Genomic DNA, 25,356 nt, shown 5'->3' with positions numbered 1-25,356 from the left:
AAATATTAAAGTGACGGAAAATAGCAAGTAACTTGGACCAGTGTTGATCATTTAGCATTGTTCGAGGCATAGCGAGTGTAAAATTGGGTTTGGCGATTTAATTTTACTATCTCGCTATTTTTTTAATCAACAAATGTCAACAGACCCTAAGCATATGTGATGTTTTTCAGGTCACGCTCAACAAATCTTTGCAGTATAAAAAACTCACTTCGTGCTAATTTAAAATCAATCAGTTGATGATGCTTCAGATCGATCATTTCAGCGCATGATAAAAAAATATAGAGATTGAAAATAATGCAAGGATTCGTGGATTTTTGGAAAAGCTTTAGACTTTTGCCCTCAGCATGGCTGTTACTGGTGCAGTTTCTGATCTTGGTTTTAACTGCGATTACCCGAGAAAGTCTGTCTTTTCGTGCGCTGATTTGGGTGCTTGGGGTATTGGTATTGTTGATCATCGCCAAAGTAATTCGCCAAACTCCAATGTTTACGATTCTTGGGCTGAGTTTTGTTGGCTGTGCAGTATTGTTTTCTACTTTGATTATGCTGGGTGTAAATCATCCGAATATTCAAATTATTGCGCATGGTTTTGAAGCCTGTGCGTATTTTAGTGCCGCTTATGGCGTATTGCGTTATATGTTCGCAGATCGCTATTTAACCAAAGATGAACTCTTTGCAGCAGGAGCAGTTTTTACCCTCATCGCATGGGGTTTTGCCTTTCTCTATAGTATTTGTCAGCTGATTTATCCGGATAGTTTTGTGAATCCTGCAGCGCCGGGCATGCAGTCGTGGTTAGATTTATTATTTTTAAGTTTTAGTTTGCAGTCCGCAACGGGCTTGTCGGATCTCATGCCCGTGAGTGCGCCAGCACGGGTCTTGGCTATGCTTCAAATGTTCTGTGGGGTGATGTATTTGGCTCTCATCGTTTCACGCTTAATCGCCTTGCAATATATTGCCCATTTACCCGAACGTCATGAACCTAAAGACAAATAATGGCAGTAAAAAAGGACGCACATGCGTCCTTTTTGTCTTCAGGATCTAATATAAATTAGAAACGGAATTTAGCATTTACGCCAACAGTTTGGGTATCAAGCGCAACAACTTCTTTAGCATTAGCATTTACATAGCTAGCACCAACTGCAACAGCAGGAGTGATGAAGTAGTTTACATTCGCGCCCCAAGCTGAGTCTGGAGTACCTTCAAAGCTAGATTCAGCGTAAGAAGCACCAACGCTTAATTTAGGAGTTACGAAAAGATCAGTTTTGAATTGGTAAGCAGTGTCATCACCGTAGATGATGCCTGATTCGAAACCAATTGCCATGTTAGTGTCGTCGATTGCGCCAACATATTTAGCACGTGCAGTGATTGCGTCTTGGTCTTGACCAATAGTCGCAGCTTCTGCAGCAGCTTTAGCAACACCGTTACCCATAACGTTGAACGCGTCAACAGCAGCTTGGTCAGCAACGCTAGTGTAACCAACAGCAACTAAGAAGTTTTGAGTTGGAAGCGCACCAACTTCTAATGCATAACGGTCGCCATTGCCTTCTAATTCTTTAGATACTTGGTTTTTAGAATCTAAAATAGTGTGGCTGTAAGACGCGCTTGCATATACAGGAACAACTTTAGTTGGAACATAAGCTTCAGCTTTAGCACCAAAGTTATGAGCAATTACGTCAACACCTTGTGAACCAACTTCGCCGTAGTTGTAAGCAACAGCTACGTTAGAAGCTTGGTTTAAGAATGCAGCTTCTGCTAAAGGACCTTTTGTAGAGTCAACATTTTTGAAGTAGTAAGTACCTTGAACACCACCAATGAAATCTTTGTCATTTGCAGTTGTGTCGATGTATTCTGCTTGGCCTTGAACTTCAAATTGGTAAGCTTGAGCACCGGTCATGGCTAATAATAAAGCAGTGGCTAAACCGAGTTTTTTCATGATTTTCTACCAGTTGTTACAAATGGATTAAACATTGAGCATTGTATTGTAACAATATATTAAGTCAATGATCCTAAAGGTTATTATTCAGTCTCTGACTCAGATCTTTATTTCATAATAAGAAATTCAGTTTTTACTCTAACTAATAAGTCACTGAAAAAAAATCATTGAGAACAATTAAGTAAGTTTGATTAAATTCTTAATTAAAAAAATACACTTGAAAAAATACACAACTTTTCAATCTAAAATAACAATTATTATTGTTATCTTAATTCAAAATAACATTTATTGTAGTGGGTAAATTCTAACGCTTTTCACGCATTTGAAGCGATAAATTGCGGCTTTGACTGCCGAATTGTTGGGCAAAAACTGTTTATTTGCATAGTAAATGGACGTTTTTGTTTTAAATCTGAGGTCTACTTCACTTAAATGAATATCTTAGTGATAAATTTAATATCCTTGTGAAATACTTGGCTTTACATCAGGTTTTATTTGATTCATAATTTGCCAATCGAGTCGTCACACAGTTTAAAAGTGTGACTTTGACCCTGATTCTCCATCATTTGTTTTTTATTCGCCCAGCTTTCCCCAAGGTTGGGCTTTTTTTTTGTCTAAAAATGGAACTTTACCGCAAAGATTATAGATAAAACGGAGATGGAATAAAAATAAATGCCCTTTTATGGTGCATATATTATTGAATTTATCATCGAGTTCAGTAGGTCCAGACAAAAAAAATCCTGATTTTCATGGAAAATCAGGATTTTTTAGCCAAAATTTTCGGGAAACTAAAATATTCTGCTGAGGAAGAAATTTAGTGTGCCCTAATACGGTGCATTCTGCACCAATTTATTGCAATTGTAAATATTTATTTAAGCAAGTTCATAAAAAAATTTATTCCTTTCAAATATGTTGCTGTTTTTTAGCAAATTATCTCGTTTTAAAATGATAAAAATGTGACAGATTCAACACATTTGTATAGAATTTAGCTGTATAAATGTTCATTTTATAAATTAATAAATTATTGATCATTAATTTAAATATTCCCGCGTTTAGTTGATAAGTGGGTTGGGGTATGCAACAAGTGTGGGGCATAAAATAGATGGAAACATTACGAACAGAGCATATTAGTAAGCGCTTGCAACTTGCGATGCTAGTAATCGTCTTGTCTATCGTATTTATTAGTGTTCCACTGATTGTGAGCAGTTATCAAAACTACCTCAAAAATGCTCAAGCGCTGAAAGAAATTCAGATGCTAAAAATGGTGGCAGATTTAACCAACCAAATTTCTCGTGAACGTGCGCCAGCTAACAGTGCAATGTCGAGTCAAGGTCTTCAGCGCGAGCAAAAAATTATTGAGTTGGCTGAATATCGTCAAGGCGTTGATCGGCAATATCAAGATACACTGAAAGTTTTAAAAGAAACGGGCTTTGCACCGATCGCCCAGCAGTTAGAGTCCAATTTATATCCATATTTGTTGCAGGGTCGCAAAACGGTCGATCAATATATTGCGCTGCCGACACAACAGCGTGAAGCTAAAAAATTGGATCATGCCATTTTGGCGATGTTCCAAGCTTGGGATCAAAGCTATATTGCCATGCAGAAATTGGTCAATCATTCACATGGTAAAGATACCCGTGTATCGAATTATTACACGCTGATTTTATTACTGGCAGAATTACGTGATCAGGCGGGACGAGTCGCATCAAATATTATGGCTGCGGTATCATTTCAACAGGAAATTCCAGAGCAAAATTTAGCGCGGAGTTTACAAACCCAGCGTCAAACACGCTATCTATGGGAATTGATCAATGTCGTGCAGTCCGAACATGACAAAACACCCGAGTTTAAACAGTTACATCATGCGGTACGAACGGAATTTTTAGATAAAGGTTTGCCAATTATTGATGGTTTGGCTCAAAAAAGTCTTCAACATCAGCGTTATCACATGGATGGCACCCAGCTCACTGATGCAATGGTCAATAAATTTGTCACAGTGGTGGAATTGCAAAGTTATATTTTAGATTACAGTCTCAAAGTAGCTGCGGATGAACAACGTGAAGCGCGAAATAAATTGATTTTCACGCTTTTTGTCTCGCTCGTGTCATTACTGACTGCATTATTAACGATGTTCTATGCCAAGAAATGGGTGTTTGAACCTTTAATTCGTGCTCGTAATCAGTTATTTAAACTGGCTCGGCACCGACAAATGGATCAAGGCGTGATTGAACCTGCCAAAGTAGGTTATCTCAGTTTATTTGATGCCATTCAGCATATTGAAAACATGTTGGAACAACGTGATGCCTTTGAATTTCAGCTTAAACATATTGCCAATACTGACTCACTCACCAATGTCGCCAATCGTTTTGCCTTAGATGAATATATTAAATTTCGCGACAGCCAAAATTCAGGCTTTTTACATACAGCACTGATCGTGATTGATATTGATCACTTTAAACAGGTGAATGATCGCTATGGGCATATTGTCGGCGATTTGGTGATTCAACATGTTGCCAATCAATTACGACAACATATTCGTTCATCCGACTTGGTGGTGCGATATGGTGGAGATGAGTTTTTAGTCCTGATCGAGGGGATTGATATGCTCAAAGCCCAGCACATTGCCGAAACCATACGGCATGATATTCAGCATGTGAATTTCAATTTGGCAGAAGACGAAGCAGATCTCATCGTGACGGTGAGTATTGGTGTTGCAGTGGGTGCCAAAAGCTGGATCGATTTATTAGAGCGCGCAGACCAAGCATTGTTTAAAGCCAAAGCTGCGGGGCGTGATCGTGTTTCAGCCTAAACGCAGCTTGGCAGATTCATATAGTTAGCCAGACAAATGAATTAATCTTCATCTTTATATAATTTATTGCAGGCTTGTTGGTTCATTTGGCTGCCGTCTTCATTCCAACACTGGGCTTGGGTAATTTTGCCTAAATCGTACTGAAGCACCGCTTCAGGTTGCCCATTGTCATACCAAATTTTATAACTGTTATGACGAACGCCATTACGATAATAACCTTGGCGTTCTAGTTTGCCGTTTTCAAACCACATTTTCAGCTCGCCAATCAGTTTATTGTTTTGAAAATTGGCATAGGTCCACGGTTTACCATTACTGTACCAGCGTTGGCGCAGGCCATTTTCGATCCCATTTTTATAATTTTGAGAAAAAGCCAGTTGCCCATTTGGATGCCAAATTTTGTAATCCCCCTGTGATTCGTCATTGATGATGCTACTTTCTTGTTCTTTTATCCCATTGGCAAACCAAAACTCAAGTTTGCCCTCGTACTCCCCATTTTTATAGGCAATGCGGCTACGGGGTTTGCCGTTGGGGAAGAAGCTTTCAAATACGCCTGAGCCTTGAATGCCATCTGGAAAGTGAATTAAATGTTCACATTCACCGTTTTTAATTTTGCTGTTGCTCAGAAAGATGGTGGTCAGGGCATTGCCATTGGCATAGACATATTGATTTTCAAAGATTCCTTTGTGTTGAGTCGGGGTACTGAGGGCTTTACACTGCGGCTTATCTTTCCATGGGCTAAGATCGGGGTCTTCTTGTGAGACAAACAGCACCATGTATTCGTTTAGATAGCCATCGGCAAAGCTATATATTGGACATAATAAGAGGCTGAAACTTAAGATAAATTTATTCATTGTTAGTATGCTTTTATATTTTAAAAAGTTAAAAATTATTCGTTGTTGAGTCCACGATAGGCGTCATCATAAGGATGTTTTGTTTAAAAATAAATAGTGGATGCGCTAAGTTTGCAACAGATACAAGACTGTTGAAAAGTAAACAATTCAGGTTTGAACTTCATCTTATACTATGGACTTTAAACGCCATAAAAATAGTGCAATGAAAAAAATATATCTATCGTTGATGACTGTCCTGAGTTTGACAGCATGTACAGCAAATGAAGGCATGTTGGATTCATCTCAACACTTAAAACAAACGGCTCAAGCCAATTTAGCAAATTCACGGGTGAGTGAAATTCCGTCTTTATTTAATCAAGCACAGACACAGGCGGTATTTGTCACATTTGATGGTCAGAGCATGAGCCATTATGGCAATGACTTACAGCGCGCCCAGACAGCATACATTCCTGCATCTACCTTTAAAATGTTAAATGCTTTAATTGGTTTGCAGCATCAGAAGGCGACAACCACTGAAGTTTTTAAATGGAAAGGTGAAAAACGTGCTTTCCCGTCATGGGAAAAAGACCTGACTTTGGGTGAAGCGATGCAAGCGTCTGCGGTGCCTGTTTATCAGGAACTGGCAAGGCGAATAGGTTTGGCGTTAATGCAACAAGAAGTCAAACGGGTCGGTTTTGGCAATGCCAATATTGGCAAACAGGTGGATAATTTTTGGTTGGTTGGGCCGTTAAAGATTACGCCCGAGCAAGAAGCCAAATTTGCGTATCAGCTTGCGACAGAGAAATTACCGTTTGATGTCGCGGTACAAAAGCAAGTCAAAGACATGCTTTATATTGAAAGTCGTGGCGATGCGAAGTTGTATGCCAAGAGTGGTTGGGGCATGGATGTTGAACCCCAAGTCGGTTGGTATACCGGTTGGGTGGATGATGGTCATGGCAAGATCATGTCGTTTAGTTTGAATATGCAGATGGCAGCAGGGGATGATGTGGCAGAGCGTAAGCAGTTAACTTTGGATGTGTTGGATAAGTTGGGTGTGTTTCATTATTTACGTTAATTTTTTGAGTTTTAAGTTTGCATGTCCTCGCTTTGCATTGGGGTTGAGTTTCCATTGTGTAGGACGTTGCTACTTTTGAAAGCACAAAAGTAGGCAAAATGCTTTTGTTTGGTTGAAGGTAAGTCCGAAAAGTTCCAGTTGAATGTATAAATAATGGTGCGAATTTTGTTGATGGATTTAGTTAAGGTTATTTTCAAAAAAATATGCTTTTCTAAACGTCCTCGCTTTGCATTGGGGTTGAGTTTCCATTGCGTAGGAGATTCCCACTTTTGAAAGCACAAAAGTAGGCAAAATGCTTTTGTTTGACTGAGGGCACATCCGTGCTGCCCCAGTCAAACAGGCGACATCCATGTCGCCTTCATGTGATTGAATATTGTGAAGAACAAGAATTTATGTAGAAATGGCTTTGTTTAAGCTCGTATAAAGTGATTTTCTAGCTTCTAAAATTTTAAATCTATATTGAGCAGTTGTTTCAACATTGATAGCTCCATTTTTACAAAGTGTATAAGCGTTAAATTTTCCGAGTAATTCGCCATAAATTCTTAGCTTTTCTTATTGTTCAATATATCCATGTAAAAGAATTAAACCTTCATTTTTGCTAAGCAAATTAAAGTCATTAAAAAGTGCGTGTCTTAGAGGTTAAAGTCTATCTGAAATCTCATTAAGAGCTGGTTGAGATTGTTTTGTTTCAAATTCAAAAATTGCCCAAATTTTTAAAACGAGATGATTTATTTCCTCGAGATCTTTGGAAATATTGGTCAATAAATTACGATTATATAGAAGGTTATCTTTTGCTACTGATGCTGAAATATTTGCCTTTTGATTTAAGTAGGTAATTACGCCAGTTATCAGTGCTCCTAAACCAATTTTTACGGCTGTATCAATTATCTCTAATAAAGTCATATAAATAAAAAACGGTGAATGAATCACCGTTTTATCATGCACTTAAAGGAAAGAGAATCTTATTTCAACATCGGCTTTAAAAATTTCGCTGTATGCGACACTTTATTCTTCGCAACAACTTCAGGTGTACCTTCGGCAATAATCATACCGCCACCCGCACCACCTTCAGGACCTAAGTCCACAATCCAATCGGCAGTTTTAATCACATCCAAGTTATGCTCAATCACCACGATGGTATTGCCTTTATTACGTAGCTCATGCAGGATGTCGAGCAACTTGGCAATATCATGGAAGTGCAGACCTGTCGTTGGTTCATCAAGCACGTACAAGGTTTTGCCTGTATCACGTTTCGCCAACTCACGTGCCAATTTCACACGCTGCGCTTCACCACCTGAAAGTGTGGTTGCAGACTGACCCAAACGGATATAGCCCAAGCCCACTTGGTTCAAGGTTTCCAAACGACGGTGAATCACAGGAATAGCATCAAAGAAATGCATCGCATCTTCAACCGTCATTTCTAAGACATCTGAAATGTTGCGACCTTTATAGCCAACTTCTAACGTTTCACGGTTATAGCGCTTGCCGTGGCAGGCATCACAAGGCACATACATATCAGGTAAGAAGTGCATTGCAACCTTAATCATACCGTCGCCTTCGCAGGCTTCACAGCGACCGCCTTTCACGTTAAACGAGAAACGACCTGCAGCATAACCACGCGCTTTAGCTTCAGGGGTTTGCGCAAACAGTTCACGAATTGGGGTAAACAAACCAGTGTAGGTTGCAGGGTTTGAACGTGGTGTACGACCAATTGGGCTTTGGTCAATATCGACGACTTTATCGAGAAACTGTAAGCCATCAATCGAGTCAAATTTTTCCGCAGTCAGTGTGGTTGCACCGTTCAATTGAGTTGCTGCAAGCGGCAATAATGTCCGGTTAATCAGGGTCGATTTACCTGAACCCGACACACCCGTCACACAGGTCATGACCCCTAAAGGAATGGTCAGATCGACATTTTTTAGGTTATGACCCGCAGCGCCCATTAACTTGATTTGCTCTTCAGGTTTGGGTGGCTGTACACGTTGTTTTGGAACTTCGATTTTTAACTTGCCTGATAAATACTGACCTGTCAGTGAGTCAGGGTTTGCCAAAATTTCATCATAAGTTCCTTCGGCAATTACATGACCACCATGTACACCTGCACCCGGGCCAATATCAATAATATGGTCGGCGGCACGGATCGCATCTTCATCATGTTCTACAACTAATACGGTATTACCTAAGTCACGCAAACGTACTAGGGTTTCCAATAGGCGGTCATTATCACGCTGATGCAAACCAATAGAGGGTTCATCGAGGACATACATCACGCCCATGAGGCCCGCGCCAATTTGTGAAGCCAAACGAATACGCTGTGCTTCACCACCCGACAGTGTTTCTGCCGAGCGCGATAAACTTAAATAGTTCAACCCCACAGAGACCAGGAAGTGTAAACGCTCACGGATTTCTTTGAAAATCTTGTCGGCAATTTCGCCTTTGGCACCGCTTAAGTTGAGGTCTTGATAATAGCTTTCAGCATCGCCAATTGACATTTTGGTGATTTGCGCGATGGTTTTATCTTTAACTCGGACATGCCGTGAAATTTCATTGAGACGTGAGCCACCGCAAGCATCACATGCGGCATTTGATAAATACTGTGCTAAATCTTCACGTACATAGTTCGACTCCGTTTCACGGTAGCGACGTTCTAGGTGCGGCAAAATCCCTTCAAAGGCTTGTACTCGTTTATGCGAACGACCACGCTCATCAATATAGCTGAGGTCAACTTTTTCCTTGCCTGTACCATAAAGGAATTTCTTTTTGGTCTCGGCATCGAGTTCATTCCACGGTGTGTCTAAAGAATAACCAAAATGATCGGCAACTTTTTGGATCATGCTGTAGTAATACGGACGTTGACGGTCCCAACCACGGATTGCCCCTTGGCTAATCGAAACTTCATTATTAGGAATCAATTTGTCAGCACTAAAATGGCTGCGTGTGCCTAAACCATCACAAACAGGGCAGGCACCGAATGGATTATTGAAGGAAAATAGACGCGGTTCGAGTTCACCTACGGCACGTTCACATTCAGGGCAGGAGTGTTTGGCTGAAAATACGCGGTCTTCTTGTTCGCCTTTCATCCACGACAAAATGGCAATGTCGCCGCCCATGCGTAAAGCCGTTTCAAAACTTTCTGCAATCCGGTTGCCAAGATCATCACGAACCTTAAAACGGTCGACCACCACTTCAATGGTGTGCTTTTTCTTTTTGTCTAATTCGGGTGGCGTGTCAATATCAATGACTTCACCATCGACACGGGCACGGACAAAACCCTGACCTTGTAATTGTTCAAATAAGTTGGTGTATTCACCCTTACGGTCACGGACCACAGGGGCAAGCAACATAAGCGCCGTGCCTTCTTCTAGACCTTTGACGGTATCGACCATTTCAGACACAGTCTGAGCCACCATTGGGAGGTCATGTTCAGGACAATACGGCGTGCCGACACGGGCATAGAGTAGACGTAAATAGTCGTAAATTTCGGTGATTGTTCCCACTGTTGAGCGTGGGTTGTGGCTCGTTGATTTTTGTTCGATGGCAATCGCAGGACTCAAGCCTTCAATCGAGTCAACTTCGGGCTTTTCCATTTGCGAAAGGAATTGGCGTGCATAGGCAGATAAGGACTCAACATAGCGACGTTGACCTTCAGCATACAAGGTATCAAAAGCCAAAGAGGACTTCCCTGAACCAGAAAGACCCGTAATGACCACAAACTTGTCGCGTGGAATATCGAGTGACACATTTTTTAAGTTATGGGTACGTGCGCCTCGAATACGGATATGGCTTTGGCTCATGCAAGGGGTCCTAAAATATTCATCGAAAAACCTATATATGATAGCGCATGAAAAATGTTCAAGTGTAATTTAAACCTAGATTTATGCGTGACTTTGTGAGAAAAATGGCCGAATCAAAATATAGCTGTCTGTGCCGATGCCCTAAAACATCTGCAAATCAGCAATCTAGGACTTTTAACATGAAATGGCAACTTCATCTCAATCCAACATTAGGTGTGATGGGTTTATTGATGTGTAGTGTGTTTTTGAGTGCATGTACCCCGAACCACACACCGAAAGCGCAAAAATATGACAGCTTAGAACAAGCAACTTTGGCGCTGAATACCGAAAGTGAAAAAATTGATCTGTATCTTGCGAAATTAGGTCAAGCCAAAACAGAAGCTGAAAAAAAGCAGCTGGCCTGCGAAAAAATTCCTCAACAGTTTGATTTGGTTTTGGCAATTGTTGAAAACAATCAACATTTGATGAGTGCTGAAGATTTAAAAGTTCAAGCGCAGTTTAAGCAAATGGCTGAGCAACAAAAAGCGCGCTTTACATCTAGCCTATGGTGTAAAGGTGCATAAAGATAAAAGCGCTATGACTTTTTTGAGTTCATCGTTTAAATCTCCTGTGTCATGTGCATAACAATCCATTGGAAAATCTCAGGACTATCGCAGAAAAGGCGTAAAATGCAGTTTTATCGAAACCATAGAATGCCATGTTGTCCTTATTTCTCAAAAGCTTAATGGGTGCCTTTGTTGTGGTATTAATTGCTTTGCTGTCTAAAAGTAAGGTGTTTTATATTGCAGGTTTGGTTCCATTGTTTCCGACTTTTGCGTTGATTGCTCATGTAATTGTGGCAAATGATCAGGGTGCAGCCGCATTACAAAAAACTGCGCTGTTTGGACTCTGGTCTCTCATCCCATATTTCATTTATTTATTGATGGTGTACCTGCTCGCAACACGTTTGAGCTTAACGGCATGTTTGAGTGTAGCAACTTTGAGTTGGGTGCTTGCTGCGGCTGTTTTGATTTATGCATGGCAGAGTTTTCAGTAAGCATCAAAAGCCTATATCGATGCTGTTTCAGATTAACTTTTTATCGGTTCTAGATCATTTATAAAACAATAGATTTGTATTAAATTATGATGAATTTCCAATCACTAAATGTGTGATTTAAAATGTAAGTATTTGAATAATTAATTATAATTCTGCCAGAACAGAAAATAATCATGATAAGAGCAAATAATGTTAAAACAATTTTGGGTGATCATCTGCCTCATGTTTTCAAGTCAAATCCTGTGGGCTGAAGACAGTCAAATCCTCGCGTTTGAACAGTTTATTGACCCGGTAGCCGAGCAGCGTTATAGCGTGAGCGTGCCTGCGGTCGGGCAAAATGAACAGCTATGGTCTGTGGTCTATATGGTACTGCAAACCAACCAAGTCCCTGACAATACTGTTCTGGACTTTAAAGTCGTTCCGCAAGGTTTATTGTTGAAAAATAATCCTGCACAAAAAATACAAGAGTATGCTTTTGATGGTGTACAGTTGGCACAGAAAAAAGACTATGTACTGTCCCAATTCTCAGATTTGAGTGAACAACTGGAAGATCAAACTGGCAAGAAAGTGCAGGATGCATCAATCTTTGATATTAGTCGTGCCCATGTATATGCCCGCGTAGAAGATTGGGTGCCTGACTATAATGCACAAGCTACTCAACTGAATATTGAACTGGGAAAACTCAATGAAATGCAAGTCAAAGGGCTTTATTTCATTTTAGGCAAAGGTGAAAAGCCCAAAGATTTATTGGCTATTGCTCAACTAGATCCGATGGTCAAATCACAATTTCATTCAGAAGAGATGCAGGAACGCAAAGCAGCACGCAGTGAGTTGCGTGAAGCACGTTTTGCGATTTTTTTGGTGATTATCGCGATGGGGATTTTTCTCGGATGGTATCGTTTTAAACGCTAATACACTGAATGATCGTGTAGGGTCATTTGAACCGAATCCAACCGTATTAAAAAAAGGATCTAAAAGTAATTTTAGATCCTTAAATTTTTATACAGCTAAAATCACAGGTTTATTCAATGGGCCAAGTCCGCTGTTGATACGCGCTGTCCCAGAACATCCATTCTAATTTTGCGCCGTTCGTGTAAGCCGCATGCATTTTTTCACGTGTATCTGCATCACAGCGAGCCGCCACTCGATCAATGGTTTGAATCACATTTTGTACAGCGCTGTTGAAGTCTTGACCTGAGTAGGTGTCGATCCATGCTTGGTAAGGGTTATTCGGCACAGATTGGCTGACAATGGCTTTGCCGACTTCCGCATAGATCCAAAAGCAAGGCAGGAGTGAGGCAAGGACCACAGGGTAACTTTCTGACCATGCTGTCGCTGTTAGAAACGAAGTGTAATGATGGCAGGCAAGGGTCAGTGGGGTATTTTCAAACTGTTCTTTACTGATGTTGAAACCTTGCATAAAGTCATTGTGCAGACTACGTTCCACCACGATGGCAATTTTTGCCGCTTCAGAAAACTGAATCACATCGTCGGCATCAAATGCCTTGGCTGCACACACAGCAAGCGCACGACCATAAGCCAATAAATAATGGGCATCCTGAATGACATAGTGGCAAAAGGCGTCGCGGCTTAAACTGCCCTGAGCCAATTCCTGATTAAACGGTAGATGGAGTATCTGCTGATATAACGCGGTATTACGTTGCCAAACTTCTTCAGAAAAACGCATTGAACATTCCTGTCGTTAAAAATGAAAGACGGGTCTACACCATGATGCGATGTAATTGAGAGCCTCCATCTTAGAGTGTTTATTCAAAATGTAACGAATAATTTTTGGTTTCAATCCTGAAAAGCGGCATAATTGCGCCATAAACTTAGCTTCAAACTGGGTATTCCCTCATTTTGAAATCTTATTGAATGAATAGGTCGATCTCTCATGATGAAACATTTTGGTTTCTCAATCGTCTTTACGATCGTGTGTCTTGCCATTTCTGCATATTGGGGTCTGAATCATGGCCCAAATGCAGGTGTGCAAGCCATGCTGACAGCACTGACCATTACTGCAATTTTGGCAGTGATGGAAGTATCATTGTCATTTGATAACGCTGTAGTGAATGCATCGGTACTCCGTGGTTGGGATCATTTTTGGAAAATGATTTTCTTAACCGTCGGGATCGTGATTGCTGTATTCGGTATGCGTTTGATTTTCCCAATTGTGATCGTGGCTGTGACCGCAGACATGGGTGCAATGGAAGTGGTTCAAATGGCGTTGAATGATCCAATTCAGTATTCAGCTAAATTGATGGCCCATCATGCAGAAATTGCGGCCTTTGGTGGTGCTTTCTTATTATTGGTGTTCCTGAACTTCTTCTTAGATGAAGGGAAAGATACCCATTGGTTCCGTTGGTTAGAGCGCCGTTTGGCCAATCTTGCAAACGTTCCTGCGATGTCCGTGTTTATTGCTCTAATTGCGTTATTGGTAATGGCAGCAAACGTGGCCGAAGTCTCTCGTTTAGCAGTTGTGATGGCGGGTATTTGGGGGATCGTGGTGTATATCGGTGTCCAAGTACTGAGTCATTTATTGGGTGGTGAACCTGAAGTTGATGAAAATGGTAATGCGGTTGGACATGACGCAAATGGCGTACCGACAGGCGTGATCAAAGCCGGTTTTGGTGGTTTTCTTTATCTTGAAGTACTCGATGCCTCATTCAGTTTTGATGGTGTGATTGGTGCATTTGCGATTACTTCTGATGTCGTAATCATTATGCTTGGTCTTGCCATTGGTGCCATGTTCGTGCGTTCGATGACCATTTACTTAGTGGATAAAGGCACCTTAGATGCTTATATCTTCCTTGAACATGGTGCGCATTATGCGATTGGTGCTTTGGCCTTCATTATGTTGGCGAGTGGCACAGGTCTGCATGTCCCTGAAGTGGTAACGGGCCTGATTGGTGTGGCATTTATTGTTTGGGCGGTGATTGCCTCAATTCAATATAAAAAGCGCCAAGAAAGTCTAGGCTAATTTAAATTTGCCTGAAATCTCCCAAAAAGCGCAGCATTAGCTGCGCTTTTTATTTGTCCAATTATCAGGATATTTAAAATCAATAAAAATCCTGCTTCGCTTTAAGCTGAATGTCCTATAATCCCATTCCAAGATTAATGAATTTTTAACCAGCTATGATGAATGCTCTTGAACGACGCTCAACTTTTGCTTTGAGTAGTATTTTCGCCTTACGTATGCTGGGGCTGTTCATGATTATTCCTGTTTTCTCTGTGGCAGGTCAGCAATATGCAGGGGCAACACCGGCACTCATTGGTTTAGCGGTGGGTGTCTATGGCTTGACCCAAGCAATTTTACAGATTCCGTTTAGTTTGATTGCAGACCGTTATAGCCGTAAACCGTTGGTGGTGATCGGGCTGCTGTTGTTTGCTTTAGGCGGTGCAATTGCAGCAATGTCCGATAGTATCTATGGCGTAATTATCGGGCGTGCGATAGCCGGTGGTGGCGCTGTGTCTGCGGTAGTGATGGCTTTGTTAGCCGATGTCACACGTGAAGAACAGCGCACTAAAGCCATGGCGATGATGGGGATGAGTATCGGTCTGTCCTTTGTGGTGGCATTTAGCCTTGGACCTTGGCTCACAGGTTTAGTCGGTATCTCGGGTTTATTTTGGGTGACCACCATCATGGGACTTGCTGCGATTGCGATGTTGCTGTTGGTGCCGAAAGTGACGCGTCATCACCGAAATTTCCAACAAGGTTATCTGACGCAATTGAAGCAAGTGCTGAAAATGCCTGATCTAAATCGGTTGCACGTTTCAGTCTTTGCATTGCATTTACTACTCACAGCGATGTTTATTTATGTGCCATCTCAGTTGATTGACTTCGCCAATATTCCCTTGCATTCGCATGGTCTGGTATATTTGCCGCTTTTGGTCGTGAGCCTGTTTTTTGCCTTTCCGAGCATTATTCTGGCGGAAAAATATCGCAAAATGCGTGGCATTTTCTTGACCGCCATTGGTGGCATTATTCTAGGATTGGGCATCTTAATTTTTGGTTTCGAATCTAAATATATTCTGCTTACTGGCTTAGGATTATTCTTTATTGCATTTAATGTGATGGAAGCATTATTACCGTCATGGTTATCGAAAGCGGCTCCAATTCAGTCTAAAGCGACAGCCATGGGCGTGAACGCCAGCAGTCAGTTTCTGGGGGCATTTTTTGGTGGTATGATTGGCGGGCAACTTTTGTTGCTAAATGATACGGCAATGGGATGGGGCATCCTGACAGGGCTAGCCATTTTATGGTTGATCATTAGTTTTGGGTTGGCTCAGCCGCGTTATTTATCGTCTATGGTTTTCAGTTTGCCTGAAGATAAAGAAACGGATGAATGGACTTCTCAGCTTTTAGCAATTCGTGGTATTGAAGAAGTTGTGGTGATGTCTGACCAGCAAGTGGCTTATGTAAAAGTGGATAAGCAGCAGATGGATGAATCTGCGCGACAACATTTAACGCACTTGTTAGGGAAAGAGGTAGCCATTTAACCATAACTCTTATAAAGTAAATAATAGAAACAAATAGGAAGAATACGTCTGATGCGTGGTGTAAATAAGGTCATTTTAGTTGGTACTTTGGGTCGTGACCCTGAAACAAAAACTTTCCCAAATGGTGGTTCTCTCACTCAGTTCTCAATTGCAACGAGTGATTCATGGACAGATAAAAATACAGGTGAACGTAAAGAGCAAACAGAATGGCACCGTATTGTGTTACATAACCGCTTAGGTGAAATTGCACAGCAATATTTGCGCAAAGGTTCTAAAGTTTATATTGAAGGTTCATTACGTACTCGTCAGTGGACAGATCAAGGCGGTCAAGAGCGTTACACGACTGAAATTCGTGGTGAACAAATGCAAATGCTTGACAATAATCGCCAACAAGGCGAACAAGGTCAAGGCGGTGATTTTGGTCAGCCTCGTTTTAATAATCAACAAGGTGGTTATAACAATAACCAAAACCAAGGTGGCTACGGTAATAGCTCAAACCAAGGCGGTTATGGCAATAACCAACCGGCTCAAGGCAATAGCTATGGCAATAACAACCCAGGTGGTTTTGCGCCAAAACAACAGCCTGCACCGACACCGGCTCCTGCAGCAGCAGATTTAGATGATGACTTACCGTTCTAATGAACCTTAAACACAGCGTTTAAAACGGTAGATCATCATCAAAAAAAGCCCTCAATCTTGAGGGTTTTTTTCGCATGTCTCATCTTGAAAGATCAGTTTCATTTTGCAATTGAGTCGACGACTTATTTTTTTTCAGAAACCCACATAGTAATTACGGCTTTAAAAACGGCTTCATTACGCGTGTTGTTCACCACGACATTCACCAAGTAATCACTCCCTGCATTCCACGTAAAATTAGCATCGACAGGCGTGGCAATGGCCGTTAAATCTGTATCGGCTTTTTTCAAATATTCCACAGTCATGCCTTTGGGAATCCAACGATGGCTGCTCGGAACGGTTACATCCGTCATGGTACCGCCAGCCAATTCGGCCATATTACACATGGCAATCGCGTGGACAGTGCCAATATGATTCAACACACTGCGCTGTTTTTTAATATGTAGTTCACAGTATTGGGGCTTTAATTCATCAAAAACAGGCGAAATACTGCTGAAATACGGTGCTTTTAAACACAGCAATTTAGAAAAAGTCCATTTCCCTGCGGATTTGTTTTGGAAGGTCTTCCATAATTTTAATGCTTGGCTCATGCTTAATTATCCTTCATTATTCAGAATATAATTCTAATACGGAATAATATTCTGTTAATGGCGTAAATGACGTCATAGCTATTAAAAAAAGCCAACATTGTTTTAAAATGACCCTAGCAAAGGAAAGTATCAATGTCGTCAAATCAAGTATTATTGCAACGAATTTACAGCGGTCGCAGAGCGGAACTTAAAAGGCAGATCTTAGGAGAAGCCCTTGCATGTTTTTTAGAGCAAGGGATTGAAACGACGACGATTGAACATGTACGAGACCGTGCAGAGACCAGTGTTGGTGCGATTTACCATCATTTTAAAAATAAAGATGGTTTAGTAGCAGCATTGTATTTTGCGGCATTGCAAGATCAATTTGCGAAAAGGGCAGACGCCTTGACACAGGCCCAATCGCTGCAGGAAGGCATTCAAGCCATTTTGTGCTCGTATATAGACTGGGTCGAAGCCTATCCTGATTTTGCAGAATTCTTATATGCTGCAGGGTTTAATATGCGTAAGGAAACGCTACAAGCCGAGTTAAAACAACATAATCTACAACGCAATACCGCGCTGCTGGATTGGTTGACCGCACAATCCGATTGGCATTTGATCGAGCATTTACCCAAAGAATTAATGATGTCTTTGGTCTTAGGGGCAACGGAAAATTATTGTCGGGCATGGTTATCGCATAAAGTCAAAACGCCACCATCACACTATAAACAACAGTTTATACAGGCTGCTTGGCAGGCCCTCTGTATGGATATAAAGCCTTGCTCTCATTGAAATTGATTGGTTTTCTCGATGGAAAGGCAAAGATTGATTTAAATAGTAAATCTAAAAATCCGATAGTTTTTATAAAAAAGTTCGGTTTTACCTATGATTTGATAAGTCGTATTCTAGCTTCAACAGATAAGCAATCCCTGAAATGAGTTAGAGGAATATCAAATGAGTTTAATTAATACTGAAGTAAAACCATTTAACGCTACCGCTTACCAAGACGGTCAATTTATTGAAGTTTCAGAAAAAGACTTCTATGGTAAATGGTCTGTGGTGTTTTTCTATCCTGCTGACTTTACTTTTGTATGTCCAACAGAATTAGGCGATCTTGCTGATCACTATGCTGAATTCAAAAAAATGGGCGTAGAAATTTATTCAGTATCTACTGATACACACTTCACGCATAAAGCTTGGCACGATTCTTCTGAAGAAATTAAGAAAATCGAATACCCAATGGTTGGCGATCCAACTTGGACACTTGCGAAAAACTTTGATGTTTTAATTGAAGCGGATGGTCTTGCTGACCGTGGTACTTTCGTAATTGACCCTGAAGGTAAAATCCAAATCGTTGAAATCAATGCAGGTGGTATTGGTCGTGATGCTTCTGAATTGATGCGTAAAGTAAAAGCTGCTCAATATGTACATGCACACCCAGGTGAAGTATGTCCTGCAAAATGGAAAGAAGGTGAAGCGACGCTTGCACCATCGATCGACCTAGTGGGTAAAATCTAATTTAGTGATCCAACCGTAGATTTAAAAAAGCCAGAACTCAGTTCTGGCTTTTTTTTGTGGTCTAGAACATTAAACTAAATAGCCATCATGCTCCGGAGCATAGTCACGAATTCCAGCGACTAAATAGTCAATTAATCTTTCCATGACTAGGCGCTGACCTTTTCGCGAAGCATATACCAATTGTACCGTACCGACATTTGAGCACCATTCGGGGAAGAGGTGAATTAAACGACCTGCCTCAATATCTGCTTGTACCGTTAAATACGGTAAGTCTGCGATGCCTAAACCATCGAGTACCGCATAATAAGCACCTGCTAAGTCATTGCTTTTAATCCGAGGTTGTAAGGCAATTTCAATCTGCTCTTGCTGTCCCGTATGATGCAAATGCCATTGATAGCGGTTTTTCTGTGTGCCCAAAACGATACTCGGAAATTCTGTCAATTCGGTAATATGCTTTAACTCGCGTCCTTGTAAAAGTTCAGGACTAATCACTAAGCAATGCACGGTTTTAATCACGTCACGTACAATAATGCTCGAGTCTTCATTCTTACTAAAATTGGTACGAATCGCTAAATCAATGTCGTCATGCAAGACATCTACACGGCGGCTAGACAGCTCGAGTTCAACCTGAACTTTGGGATGATCTTTTAAAAATTGATTTAACAAGGGGCGAATTTGATGTTCCATCATGACCGGTGGACAGCTAATTTTAACCAAGCCTTCAAGTTCACTTTTTTGCTTCAGGAGTACCTGATGCGCACATTCGACTTGTTCGATCACTTTTATGCATTCTTCATACAATTCTTGGCCTAATGTCGTGACCTTAAAGTGTCGGGTAGAACGCTGAATAAGGGTGACATTATATTTGGCTTCAAGATCTAAAATGCGTCGGCTTAATTTTGATTTTGTAATATTCGATGCTTCACTTGCAGCGCTAAAACCGCCATGTTTCACCACCAAGTAAAAGTAGTAATAGTCATCAAATGAATGCATGGATCACCTTATGCAGTGAAAAATTATTTCAATTCAAATTATCATACGTCAATTTATATATCAGGTATAAAAAAAGCGGCTCGGAGCCGCTTTTTACTACTGAAGGATTATTTCTTTTCAGTATTTTGCGTATAGCTGTTGATGAGGTTGCGGTAGTCTGGAATATGGTTGCCGAAAAGCGCACCTAAACCTTCAATATCATTACGCCAGTCGCGGTGTAATTCACACGCGGTACCAAACCACGTCATAAGCTGCGCACCCGCTTGCGTCATACGTTGCCAAGCTGAGTCACGGGTTAAATGGTTGAATGTACCTGAAGCATCGGTCACCACAAAGACGTCAAAGTCTTCTTCTAAAGCAGACAAGGTTGGAAATGCAACACAAACCTCAGTCACTACACCGGCAATAATCAATTGCTTTTTGCCTGTTGCTTTGACGGCTTTCACAAAGTCTTCATTGTCCCAAGCATTAATTTGACCTGGGCGTGCAATATAAGGTGCGTCAGGGAACATCTCTTTTAGTTCTGGAACCAATGGACCGTTTGGACCTTGTTCAAAACTGGTGGTGAGAATCGTTGGAAGATTAAAATATTTTGCGGCTGCAGCCAGTGCGAGCACATTATTTTTAAATTTATCTGGATCAATGTCGCGAACCAATGAAAGTAGACCTGTTTGATGGTCAACTAAAAGTACCGCGGCATTATCTTTGTCTAAACGAACGTAAGGTTTGCCCATTTTATTGTCCTCTTTCCTGTTTGCAAGTACGCAGGATCAGATGAAATCTGCGTGTTAACTAGATTTAGAATAGTTGTAAAAATGAGACAATGAAATGGGTTTAAATGAGAAGCTCAATCATAAAATTGGGATAATTCATCGTTATATATGACTTAAAGCTTAGAATTTCTGAATTAATGCTTGGTTTTGAGTGAGGTGCAGATTGTATGTCTGAGTATTGTTCTAAATTTGAGATATAGAATGCTATCTGGATGATGGCCATCAAGTATTTCAAAGCTTAAAATAAGCGCTATGTTCATCCTATCGTATGAATATAGGAGCTAAGAAATGAAAAAAGTAATTGGTGTTTATCGTAATCAGCAAATGCATTGGGTGGGTGATGGTTTTCCAGTCAAAAGCTTATTCTCCTATGATCGTCTAGGTCAGGCCATTAGCCCATTTTTGCTTTTGGATTATGCGGCACCTTATCAGTTCGATCCCACCACTGCACAGCATGGCGTGGGTTCACATCCACATCGTGGTTTTGAAACCGTGACTATCGCCTACAGCGGTGAAGTGACTCATAAAGACTCAAGTGGTGGTGGCGGCACAATTCAAACGGGCGATGTGCAATGGATGACCGCAGGTTCGGGTTTGGTACATGAAGAATTTCATTCGCCTGAATTTGCTCAAGCAGGTGGTCTTTTTGAGATGGTTCAATTGTGGGTGAATTTACCGGCAAAAGACAAAATGACTCAGCCTCGTTATCAAGCGATCACGCGCCAAGATATTCCACGCATAGACATGGATGAAGGTGCAGGCCATATTCGGGTGATTGCCGGTGAAATGGGTGGTCACCTTGGGCCAGCACAGACCTTTAGTCCAGTGAATGTCTGGGATGGTGAGTTGAAAGCTCAATATGAAACCACCTTACATGTACCTGAAGGGCATAACACCATTTTGGTGGTCTTGAAGGGTGAGGTTGTGGTGAATGAAAGCCATAAAGTGCAAGACAGTTCGATGGTCATGTTTGCCAAAGACGATATCGCCATTCAGCTACAAGCGTTGCAGGACACACAATTTTTGTTGCTTAGCGGTGAGCCACTAAATGAGCCGATTCAAGGTTATGGCCCATTTGTGATGAATAGCAAAGCTGAAATTATTCAAGCCTTTGATGATTTCAATAACGGAAAATTTGGTGAAATTGCGCTAGCGCATGAGGCTTAAGTGAAATTCATGCCGTTGAAATAGCCGAAAAAAAAGCCTCTGAACAGTCAGAGGCTTTTTTATTGAGCGCTGTAGTATTTATAGTTGTCATGATTTAAATATCATTTTACTTTTTATAAATTGTGATGAATTTATCACTTTCTTATGTGGCGCATCTTAGCGAGACTTGGCTTTAAAGTAAACCGAAAGTTATAAAAATGGTTAATTTAATTGTTTGGTTTTATAGGGTAATTAAAATTTTAAAGAAAAATATGTTTAAAAAACAAAGCTTAAATTGTGTGCTTTTTGACTGTAAATATTTGTAAATTTAACTTAAAAACGGCTGTACTGAAATCCATACAAAAAGTGCGAATCTGGTATTTTTTAATAGCTATTTTTAACTTCTGATCAGTCATACTTTTAAACTGTGTTTTATAGATGGAAAAGAAAATTGGAAATTGCAGTCATCGGTAGTGGCATGGCTGGGCTGGCTACCGCAAGAATTCTTAAAGACGCAGGGCATAACATTACAATTTTCGAAGCTCTGCCGGGTCGTGGTATGGATAGCCACAGCACTGAGTTTGAAGGCGGCTTGATCGATGCCCCTTTGCGTGTGATGAATCCACACCTCTGGAAAAATACCTTAAGTTTGGCGACCCATTTAGGGATTAAAACCTTCCCAGTCCGTACCTATATGGCATGCAGTTGGCTATTTGAAGATCGTACAGAAACGTGGTTGACCACCAGTCGTAGCCGTATTGGTAATTTCCCAATTATTAATAATCGTAAAGGCTTACAACAATATGGCTGGCGTTTAGTCAAAGGAATGTTGCAACTCAAAGCCGCGATCACTCGATTTTTTAAATCAAAAAATCAGGATATTACGCTTGCTGAATTCATTAATAAAAATGAAATTGAAGAAGTATTTTGGCATGGTGCAGTCATGCCTGTGTTGTATACCATTTGCACTTGTAACCCGAAAACGATTGGCGAATGGCCTGCGAAACCGCTGTTGATTTTCTTGCGTCAATTGACCAATGGTGATGCCTTGTTGCGTATCCAAGGTGGTACACCTGCGTTGGTTGATAAACTGATTGAAGGTTTAAATATTCAAAGTGGTACGGCAATTACCAAAGTGCTCGAGCAAGACGATAAAGTCTTGGTGGAAACTGAGGCCGGTGCACATCATCTATTCGATCGCGTGGTTGTTGCGACACCAACCACCAAAACGGAAGAATTTTTAGATTCTACTCAGTTTGCTGACGATATTGAGCTCTTAAAGAAATTTAAATTTGAGCAAGGTCAGTTGGTGATCCACACTGATCAAACGGTGATGCCGCCGAAGCGCAAAGATTGGTCTGTACTAAGTTATATGATGGATCGTAAATTTACTCGTCAGCAATTTACCGTGTGGCTTAACTCAATCGAGCCGAGCTTGGTGGGTAAAACTCCAGTGTTCCAAACTTGGCAGCCAGTGACACCGATTGATCCTAAAAAAGTGATCTCTTCGGTCAGTTTGACACGCGCAGTGGTGGATTCACATACGGTGGCGCTGAATAAAGAGTTACAGCAACGACATTTATCCCCTGAGCGTAAAGTCTTCTTTTGTGGCTCATGGTCTTGCGATGGTCTGCCGATTTTAGAGTCTGCGGTAACGTCTGCTATGCATATTGCAGAAATTTTTGGTGCGCCATTGCCGTTTGTGGGTTTAAAACCTAAAGTGGAGGTTGCCCCTCAACTCGGTTACTAACATGAAATGGCTTCAAGCAATTCGTCAGTACGTCCCTAGCCATAAATATGCGATTAACAGTCGACTACTCGGAGATGATGCGGAGCTTGCTTGGAGCAATTTGGGCTATTGGAATGATGCAAAATCATCCTATCCTGCAGCCTGTCAAAAACTCGCTTTCCATCTTGCCGAATCCATTCAATTAAAATCTACAGATCGTGTTTTAGACCTTGGTTGTGGGCAGGGCGCGAGCTTGGTTTTTTGGATGGAACATTTTCAAATTCAAAACTTATCCGCAGTCGAATTGCAAACCGAATGTGTGGAAAAAATCCAAAAAAATTTAAATTCAAAAATCAAAATACAACAAGATTCATTTTTGAATTTAAAAAATATTTATCCACAAAACTGTATGGATGCCGTACTGTGTATTGATGCTGCGTATCATAGTGATTTGAATTTATTGCTTTTATCAGTTGTTAATGTTTTGAATTCAAAGGGACGCTTTGCTTTTCACTATTTGATGTTGTCCGATGCGTTTTTGAATTTAAATTCAGTGCAACGATTGAAATATCAAAGTCTGTTGAAAGCAGCAGATGTGAATTTGAAAAATTTAAATTCAAAGCAAAATTTACAACACCAAGTGCAACAGGCAGGTTTCGAAAATATCCAGATTGAAGATATCAGCGAATTCGTATTTCAGGGTTTTGCCGATTATATTCAAGAACAAAAAAGTCAGATGAGCCTGAGTCATGTGGATCAATTCAAAATCAAGATGACGGCAAAATTGTGTGAGAAGTTGTATCGAGACGGGCTGATTCGTTATGTGCAGATTAGCGCGAGGAAGCCATAAAAAAGAGGCTTTAAAAACATCAAAGCCTCACTAAAAAGCGAGGCTAAGAAATGGTGCCGGCACACGGATTCGAACTGTGGACCTACTGATTACAAGTCAGTTGCTCTACCAACTGAGCTATGCCGGCGTTGTGGAATGCATTCTACAGATTTTTTGAAGTGGTGCAAGTTAAAAAAACAGCAAATCGAATGTAATTTATACGTTTGATTTATTCAGCATTCGACCGATGTTTGGCTCTAAAAACCAGAGAAATAAAAATAGGTAATGTTTCGCCCACAAGATGTGGGCGAAAAAATAGGATGGGTGAGCGTTGAGTGCTATTTCATTCTTAAAATTTGGTCTAGATCCTGTGCGCATTCTTCAAGTGTATATGCCATCTCCAGTTGCATTTGGGGGCGGAGTTCATTGGCGAGCTTTCGCCATTCGTCAATCAGACGCTGTGCTTTTTGAATTTTATGTTTATTGATGTCTTTGGCAAGGGTTGGGGTATAGCCACCACGTTTGGCGTTCTTGATCTGCTTAACATAATTCTGGCTGTTATTCATGTTCTCTCCCGAATAGCAGTGATATATGAAATGTGTTTTTTAAGTTTTTCGTTGATCAAGTTAAAAGTACCGCAATCGCGTTTCAGTTCTATGATGTTTAAATTAATGAATAATTTTTTGAATAGTACCTATATTGAGAGGATGATTTATTTTTAGCATAGGCTTAAGTAATTGTCTTTAGAATATAAAATTTGTATTTGTAAATATACGTGTACTTATTGCTGCCAATAAAAAATCCATAAGTCGTGCATTAGGAAAAAAACGTGTGATTGAAATCCGTCAATCAGGACTTAAATACTGTGAAGTTATTGAGCTAAACAAATAGAAGATCAATTAGGGGGATATTTAATATTGAGAACAATAAAATTAAAAAAGGCCTAAATTTTATCAATTTAGACCTTCATTCTGCTTGGCATTGCAGTTTATTCTGGCGGTGAAAGAGGGATTCGAACCCTCGAAACGCTATAAACGTTTACACACTTTCCAGGCGTGCTCCTTCAGCCACTCGGACACTTCACCTTTTGCGCGGTGGATAATAGCGAAAAAAATATATTCTGCCAAGAGAAACAATTGAATTAGACAAAAACATCTTGAGCGGTGCTATGATTCGCAAAAATCCTGTCTAA

Annotated in this window: 23 protein-coding genes and 2 tRNA genes; 14 read left to right on the top strand and 11 right to left on the bottom strand. The window is 40.7% G+C overall.

The features are described from left to right. The first annotated feature begins 294 nt into the window (after window positions 1–294). Window positions 295–990: an ion channel gene (locus FTV38_RS10145; protein WP_180022386.1), complete on the top strand. Its 696-nt coding sequence runs from the start codon at window positions 295–297 to the stop codon at window positions 988–990. A 55-nt stretch (window positions 991–1,045) separates the two neighbouring features. Here the strand turns inward: FTV38_RS10145 and omp33-36 are convergent, their stop codons facing one another. Further along, on the bottom strand, window positions 1,046–1,930 hold the full coding sequence (gene omp33-36, locus FTV38_RS10140) for a porin Omp33-36 (protein ID WP_180022385.1): 885 nt from the start codon (window positions 1,928–1,930) through the stop codon (window positions 1,046–1,048). Between the two features lie 1,099 nt (window positions 1,931–3,029). Between omp33-36 and FTV38_RS10135 the strand changes: the two genes are divergently transcribed. Next, window positions 3,030–4,736: a diguanylate cyclase gene (locus FTV38_RS10135; RefSeq protein WP_180022384.1), complete on the top strand. Its 1,707-nt coding sequence runs from the start codon at window positions 3,030–3,032 to the stop codon at window positions 4,734–4,736. Window positions 4,737–4,777: 41 nt separating this feature from the next. Here FTV38_RS10135 and FTV38_RS10130 read toward each other — a convergent pair whose 3' ends face one another. Beyond that, window positions 4,778–5,587: a toxin-antitoxin system YwqK family antitoxin gene (locus tag FTV38_RS10130; RefSeq protein WP_180022383.1), complete on the bottom strand. Its 810-nt coding sequence runs from the start codon at window positions 5,585–5,587 to the stop codon at window positions 4,778–4,780. A gap of 202 nt (window positions 5,588–5,789) precedes the next feature. On the opposite strand from FTV38_RS10130, the gene blaOXA reads away from it, so the two are divergent. After that, the gene (blaOXA, locus tag FTV38_RS10125; RefSeq protein ID WP_373685348.1) at window positions 5,790–6,641 is read left to right on the top strand and encodes a class D beta-lactamase; all 852 of its coding nucleotides are present in this window, start codon (window positions 5,790–5,792) and stop codon (window positions 6,639–6,641) included. A 639-nt stretch (window positions 6,642–7,280) separates the two neighbouring features. Here blaOXA and FTV38_RS10120 read toward each other — a convergent pair. After that, window positions 7,281–7,544, bottom strand: coding sequence for a hypothetical protein (locus FTV38_RS10120; RefSeq protein WP_180022382.1), 264 nt, complete (start codon window positions 7,542–7,544; stop codon window positions 7,281–7,283). A gap of 59 nt (window positions 7,545–7,603) precedes the next feature. Further along, complete coding sequence (gene uvrA / locus FTV38_RS10115; RefSeq protein ID WP_180002739.1) at window positions 7,604–10,435, bottom strand: excinuclease ABC subunit UvrA; 2,832 nt, start codon at window positions 10,433–10,435, stop codon at window positions 7,604–7,606. A gap of 179 nt (window positions 10,436–10,614) precedes the next feature. Here uvrA and FTV38_RS10110 point away from each other — a divergent pair, with 179 nt between their 5' ends. From FTV38_RS10110 to FTV38_RS10100, 3 genes are all read left to right on the top strand, one after another. Beyond that, window positions 10,615–10,998, top strand: coding sequence for a hypothetical protein (locus FTV38_RS10110; RefSeq protein WP_180022381.1), 384 nt, complete (start codon window positions 10,615–10,617; stop codon window positions 10,996–10,998). A 134-nt stretch (window positions 10,999–11,132) separates the two neighbouring features. Then, window positions 11,133–11,471 carry a GlpM family protein gene (locus tag FTV38_RS10105; RefSeq protein ID WP_180002743.1) on the top strand — a complete coding sequence of 113 codons (339 nt, stop codon included), beginning with the start codon at window positions 11,133–11,135 and terminating at the stop codon, window positions 11,469–11,471. Between the two features lie 189 nt (window positions 11,472–11,660). After that, window positions 11,661–12,383 carry a hypothetical protein gene (locus tag FTV38_RS10100; protein ID WP_180002745.1) on the top strand — a complete coding sequence of 241 codons (723 nt, stop codon included), beginning with the start codon at window positions 11,661–11,663 and terminating at the stop codon, window positions 12,381–12,383. A 109-nt stretch (window positions 12,384–12,492) separates the two neighbouring features. On the opposite strand, the gene tenA is transcribed toward FTV38_RS10100, so the two are convergent. Continuing rightward, window positions 12,493–13,158 carry a thiaminase II gene (tenA, locus tag FTV38_RS10095; RefSeq protein WP_180022380.1) on the bottom strand — a complete coding sequence of 222 codons (666 nt, stop codon included), beginning with the start codon at window positions 13,156–13,158 and terminating at the stop codon, window positions 12,493–12,495. 207 nt (window positions 13,159–13,365) lie between these two features. On the opposite strand from tenA, the gene FTV38_RS10090 reads away from it, so the two are divergent. From FTV38_RS10090 to ssb, 3 genes are all read left to right on the top strand, one after another. Beyond that, window positions 13,366–14,451: a DUF475 domain-containing protein gene (locus FTV38_RS10090; RefSeq protein ID WP_180002749.1), complete on the top strand. Its 1,086-nt coding sequence runs from the start codon at window positions 13,366–13,368 to the stop codon at window positions 14,449–14,451. A 155-nt stretch (window positions 14,452–14,606) separates the two neighbouring features. Then, on the top strand, window positions 14,607–15,971 hold the full coding sequence (locus FTV38_RS10085) for an MFS transporter (protein ID WP_180002751.1): 1,365 nt from the start codon (window positions 14,607–14,609) through the stop codon (window positions 15,969–15,971). A 51-nt stretch (window positions 15,972–16,022) separates the two neighbouring features. Beyond that, window positions 16,023–16,610 (top strand): single-stranded DNA-binding protein, encoded by a 588-nt coding sequence (gene ssb / locus FTV38_RS10080; protein ID WP_078193176.1) that lies wholly within the window; start codon window positions 16,023–16,025, stop codon window positions 16,608–16,610. Window positions 16,611–16,732: 122 nt separating this feature from the next. Here the strand turns inward: ssb and FTV38_RS10075 are convergent, their stop codons facing one another. Then, the gene (locus tag FTV38_RS10075; protein ID WP_180022379.1) at window positions 16,733–17,197 is read right to left on the bottom strand and encodes a hotdog fold domain-containing protein; all 465 of its coding nucleotides are present in this window, start codon (window positions 17,195–17,197) and stop codon (window positions 16,733–16,735) included. A gap of 132 nt (window positions 17,198–17,329) precedes the next feature. On the opposite strand from FTV38_RS10075, the gene FTV38_RS10070 reads away from it, so the two are divergent. Both FTV38_RS10070 and ahpC read left to right on the top strand, forming a co-directional pair. Continuing rightward, the gene (locus FTV38_RS10070) at window positions 17,330–17,968 is read left to right on the top strand and encodes a TetR/AcrR family transcriptional regulator (protein ID WP_180022378.1); all 639 of its coding nucleotides are present in this window, start codon (window positions 17,330–17,332) and stop codon (window positions 17,966–17,968) included. Between the two features lie 162 nt (window positions 17,969–18,130). Next, window positions 18,131–18,694, top strand: coding sequence for an alkyl hydroperoxide reductase subunit C (gene ahpC / locus FTV38_RS10065; protein ID WP_078190520.1), 564 nt, complete (start codon window positions 18,131–18,133; stop codon window positions 18,692–18,694). A 69-nt stretch (window positions 18,695–18,763) separates the two neighbouring features. Here the strand turns inward: ahpC and FTV38_RS10060 are convergent, their stop codons facing one another. Then, window positions 18,764–19,687 carry a LysR substrate-binding domain-containing protein gene (locus tag FTV38_RS10060; protein WP_180022377.1) on the bottom strand — a complete coding sequence of 308 codons (924 nt, stop codon included), beginning with the start codon at window positions 19,685–19,687 and terminating at the stop codon, window positions 18,764–18,766. Window positions 19,688–19,794: 107 nt separating this feature from the next. Beyond that, window positions 19,795–20,421 (bottom strand): isochorismate family cysteine hydrolase YcaC, encoded by a 627-nt coding sequence (gene ycaC, locus FTV38_RS10055; protein WP_180022376.1) that lies wholly within the window; start codon window positions 20,419–20,421, stop codon window positions 19,795–19,797. A 327-nt stretch (window positions 20,422–20,748) separates the two neighbouring features. Between ycaC and FTV38_RS10050 the strand changes: the two genes are divergently transcribed. From FTV38_RS10050 to FTV38_RS10040, 3 genes are all read left to right on the top strand, one after another. Beyond that, window positions 20,749–21,627 (top strand): pirin family protein, encoded by an 879-nt coding sequence (locus tag FTV38_RS10050; RefSeq protein ID WP_078190517.1) that lies wholly within the window; start codon window positions 20,749–20,751, stop codon window positions 21,625–21,627. 430 nt (window positions 21,628–22,057) lie between these two features. Further along, window positions 22,058–23,356 (top strand): FAD-dependent oxidoreductase, encoded by a 1,299-nt coding sequence (locus FTV38_RS10045; RefSeq protein ID WP_180002759.1) that lies wholly within the window; start codon window positions 22,058–22,060, stop codon window positions 23,354–23,356. Window position 23,357: 1 nt separating this feature from the next. Beyond that, a complete protein-coding gene (locus FTV38_RS10040; protein ID WP_180002761.1) occupies window positions 23,358–24,185 on the top strand; it encodes a cyclopropane-fatty-acyl-phospholipid synthase family protein in 828 nt (275 codons plus the stop codon). Between the two features lie 51 nt (window positions 24,186–24,236). Here FTV38_RS10040 and FTV38_RS10035 read toward each other — a convergent pair. The 3 genes from FTV38_RS10035 to FTV38_RS10025 form a co-directional block, all read right to left on the bottom strand. Next, window positions 24,237–24,312, bottom strand: a tRNA-Thr gene (locus FTV38_RS10035). Window positions 24,313–24,502: 190 nt separating this feature from the next. Further along, window positions 24,503–24,730 (bottom strand): hypothetical protein, encoded by a 228-nt coding sequence (locus FTV38_RS10030; RefSeq protein WP_078190515.1) that lies wholly within the window; start codon window positions 24,728–24,730, stop codon window positions 24,503–24,505. Window positions 24,731–25,158: 428 nt separating this feature from the next. Further along, a tRNA-Ser gene (locus FTV38_RS10025) sits at window positions 25,159–25,249 on the bottom strand. Window positions 25,250–25,356 lie beyond the last annotated feature (107 nt).

It is taken from the genome of Acinetobacter sp. YH16044 (assembly GCF_013417145.1).
In the GTDB taxonomy this organism is placed as follows: Bacteria; Pseudomonadota; Gammaproteobacteria; order Pseudomonadales; family Moraxellaceae; genus Acinetobacter; species Acinetobacter amyesii.
The sequence above is the reverse complement of the archived record's forward strand: the minus strand, read 5'-3'. Positions and strand labels throughout refer to the sequence as shown.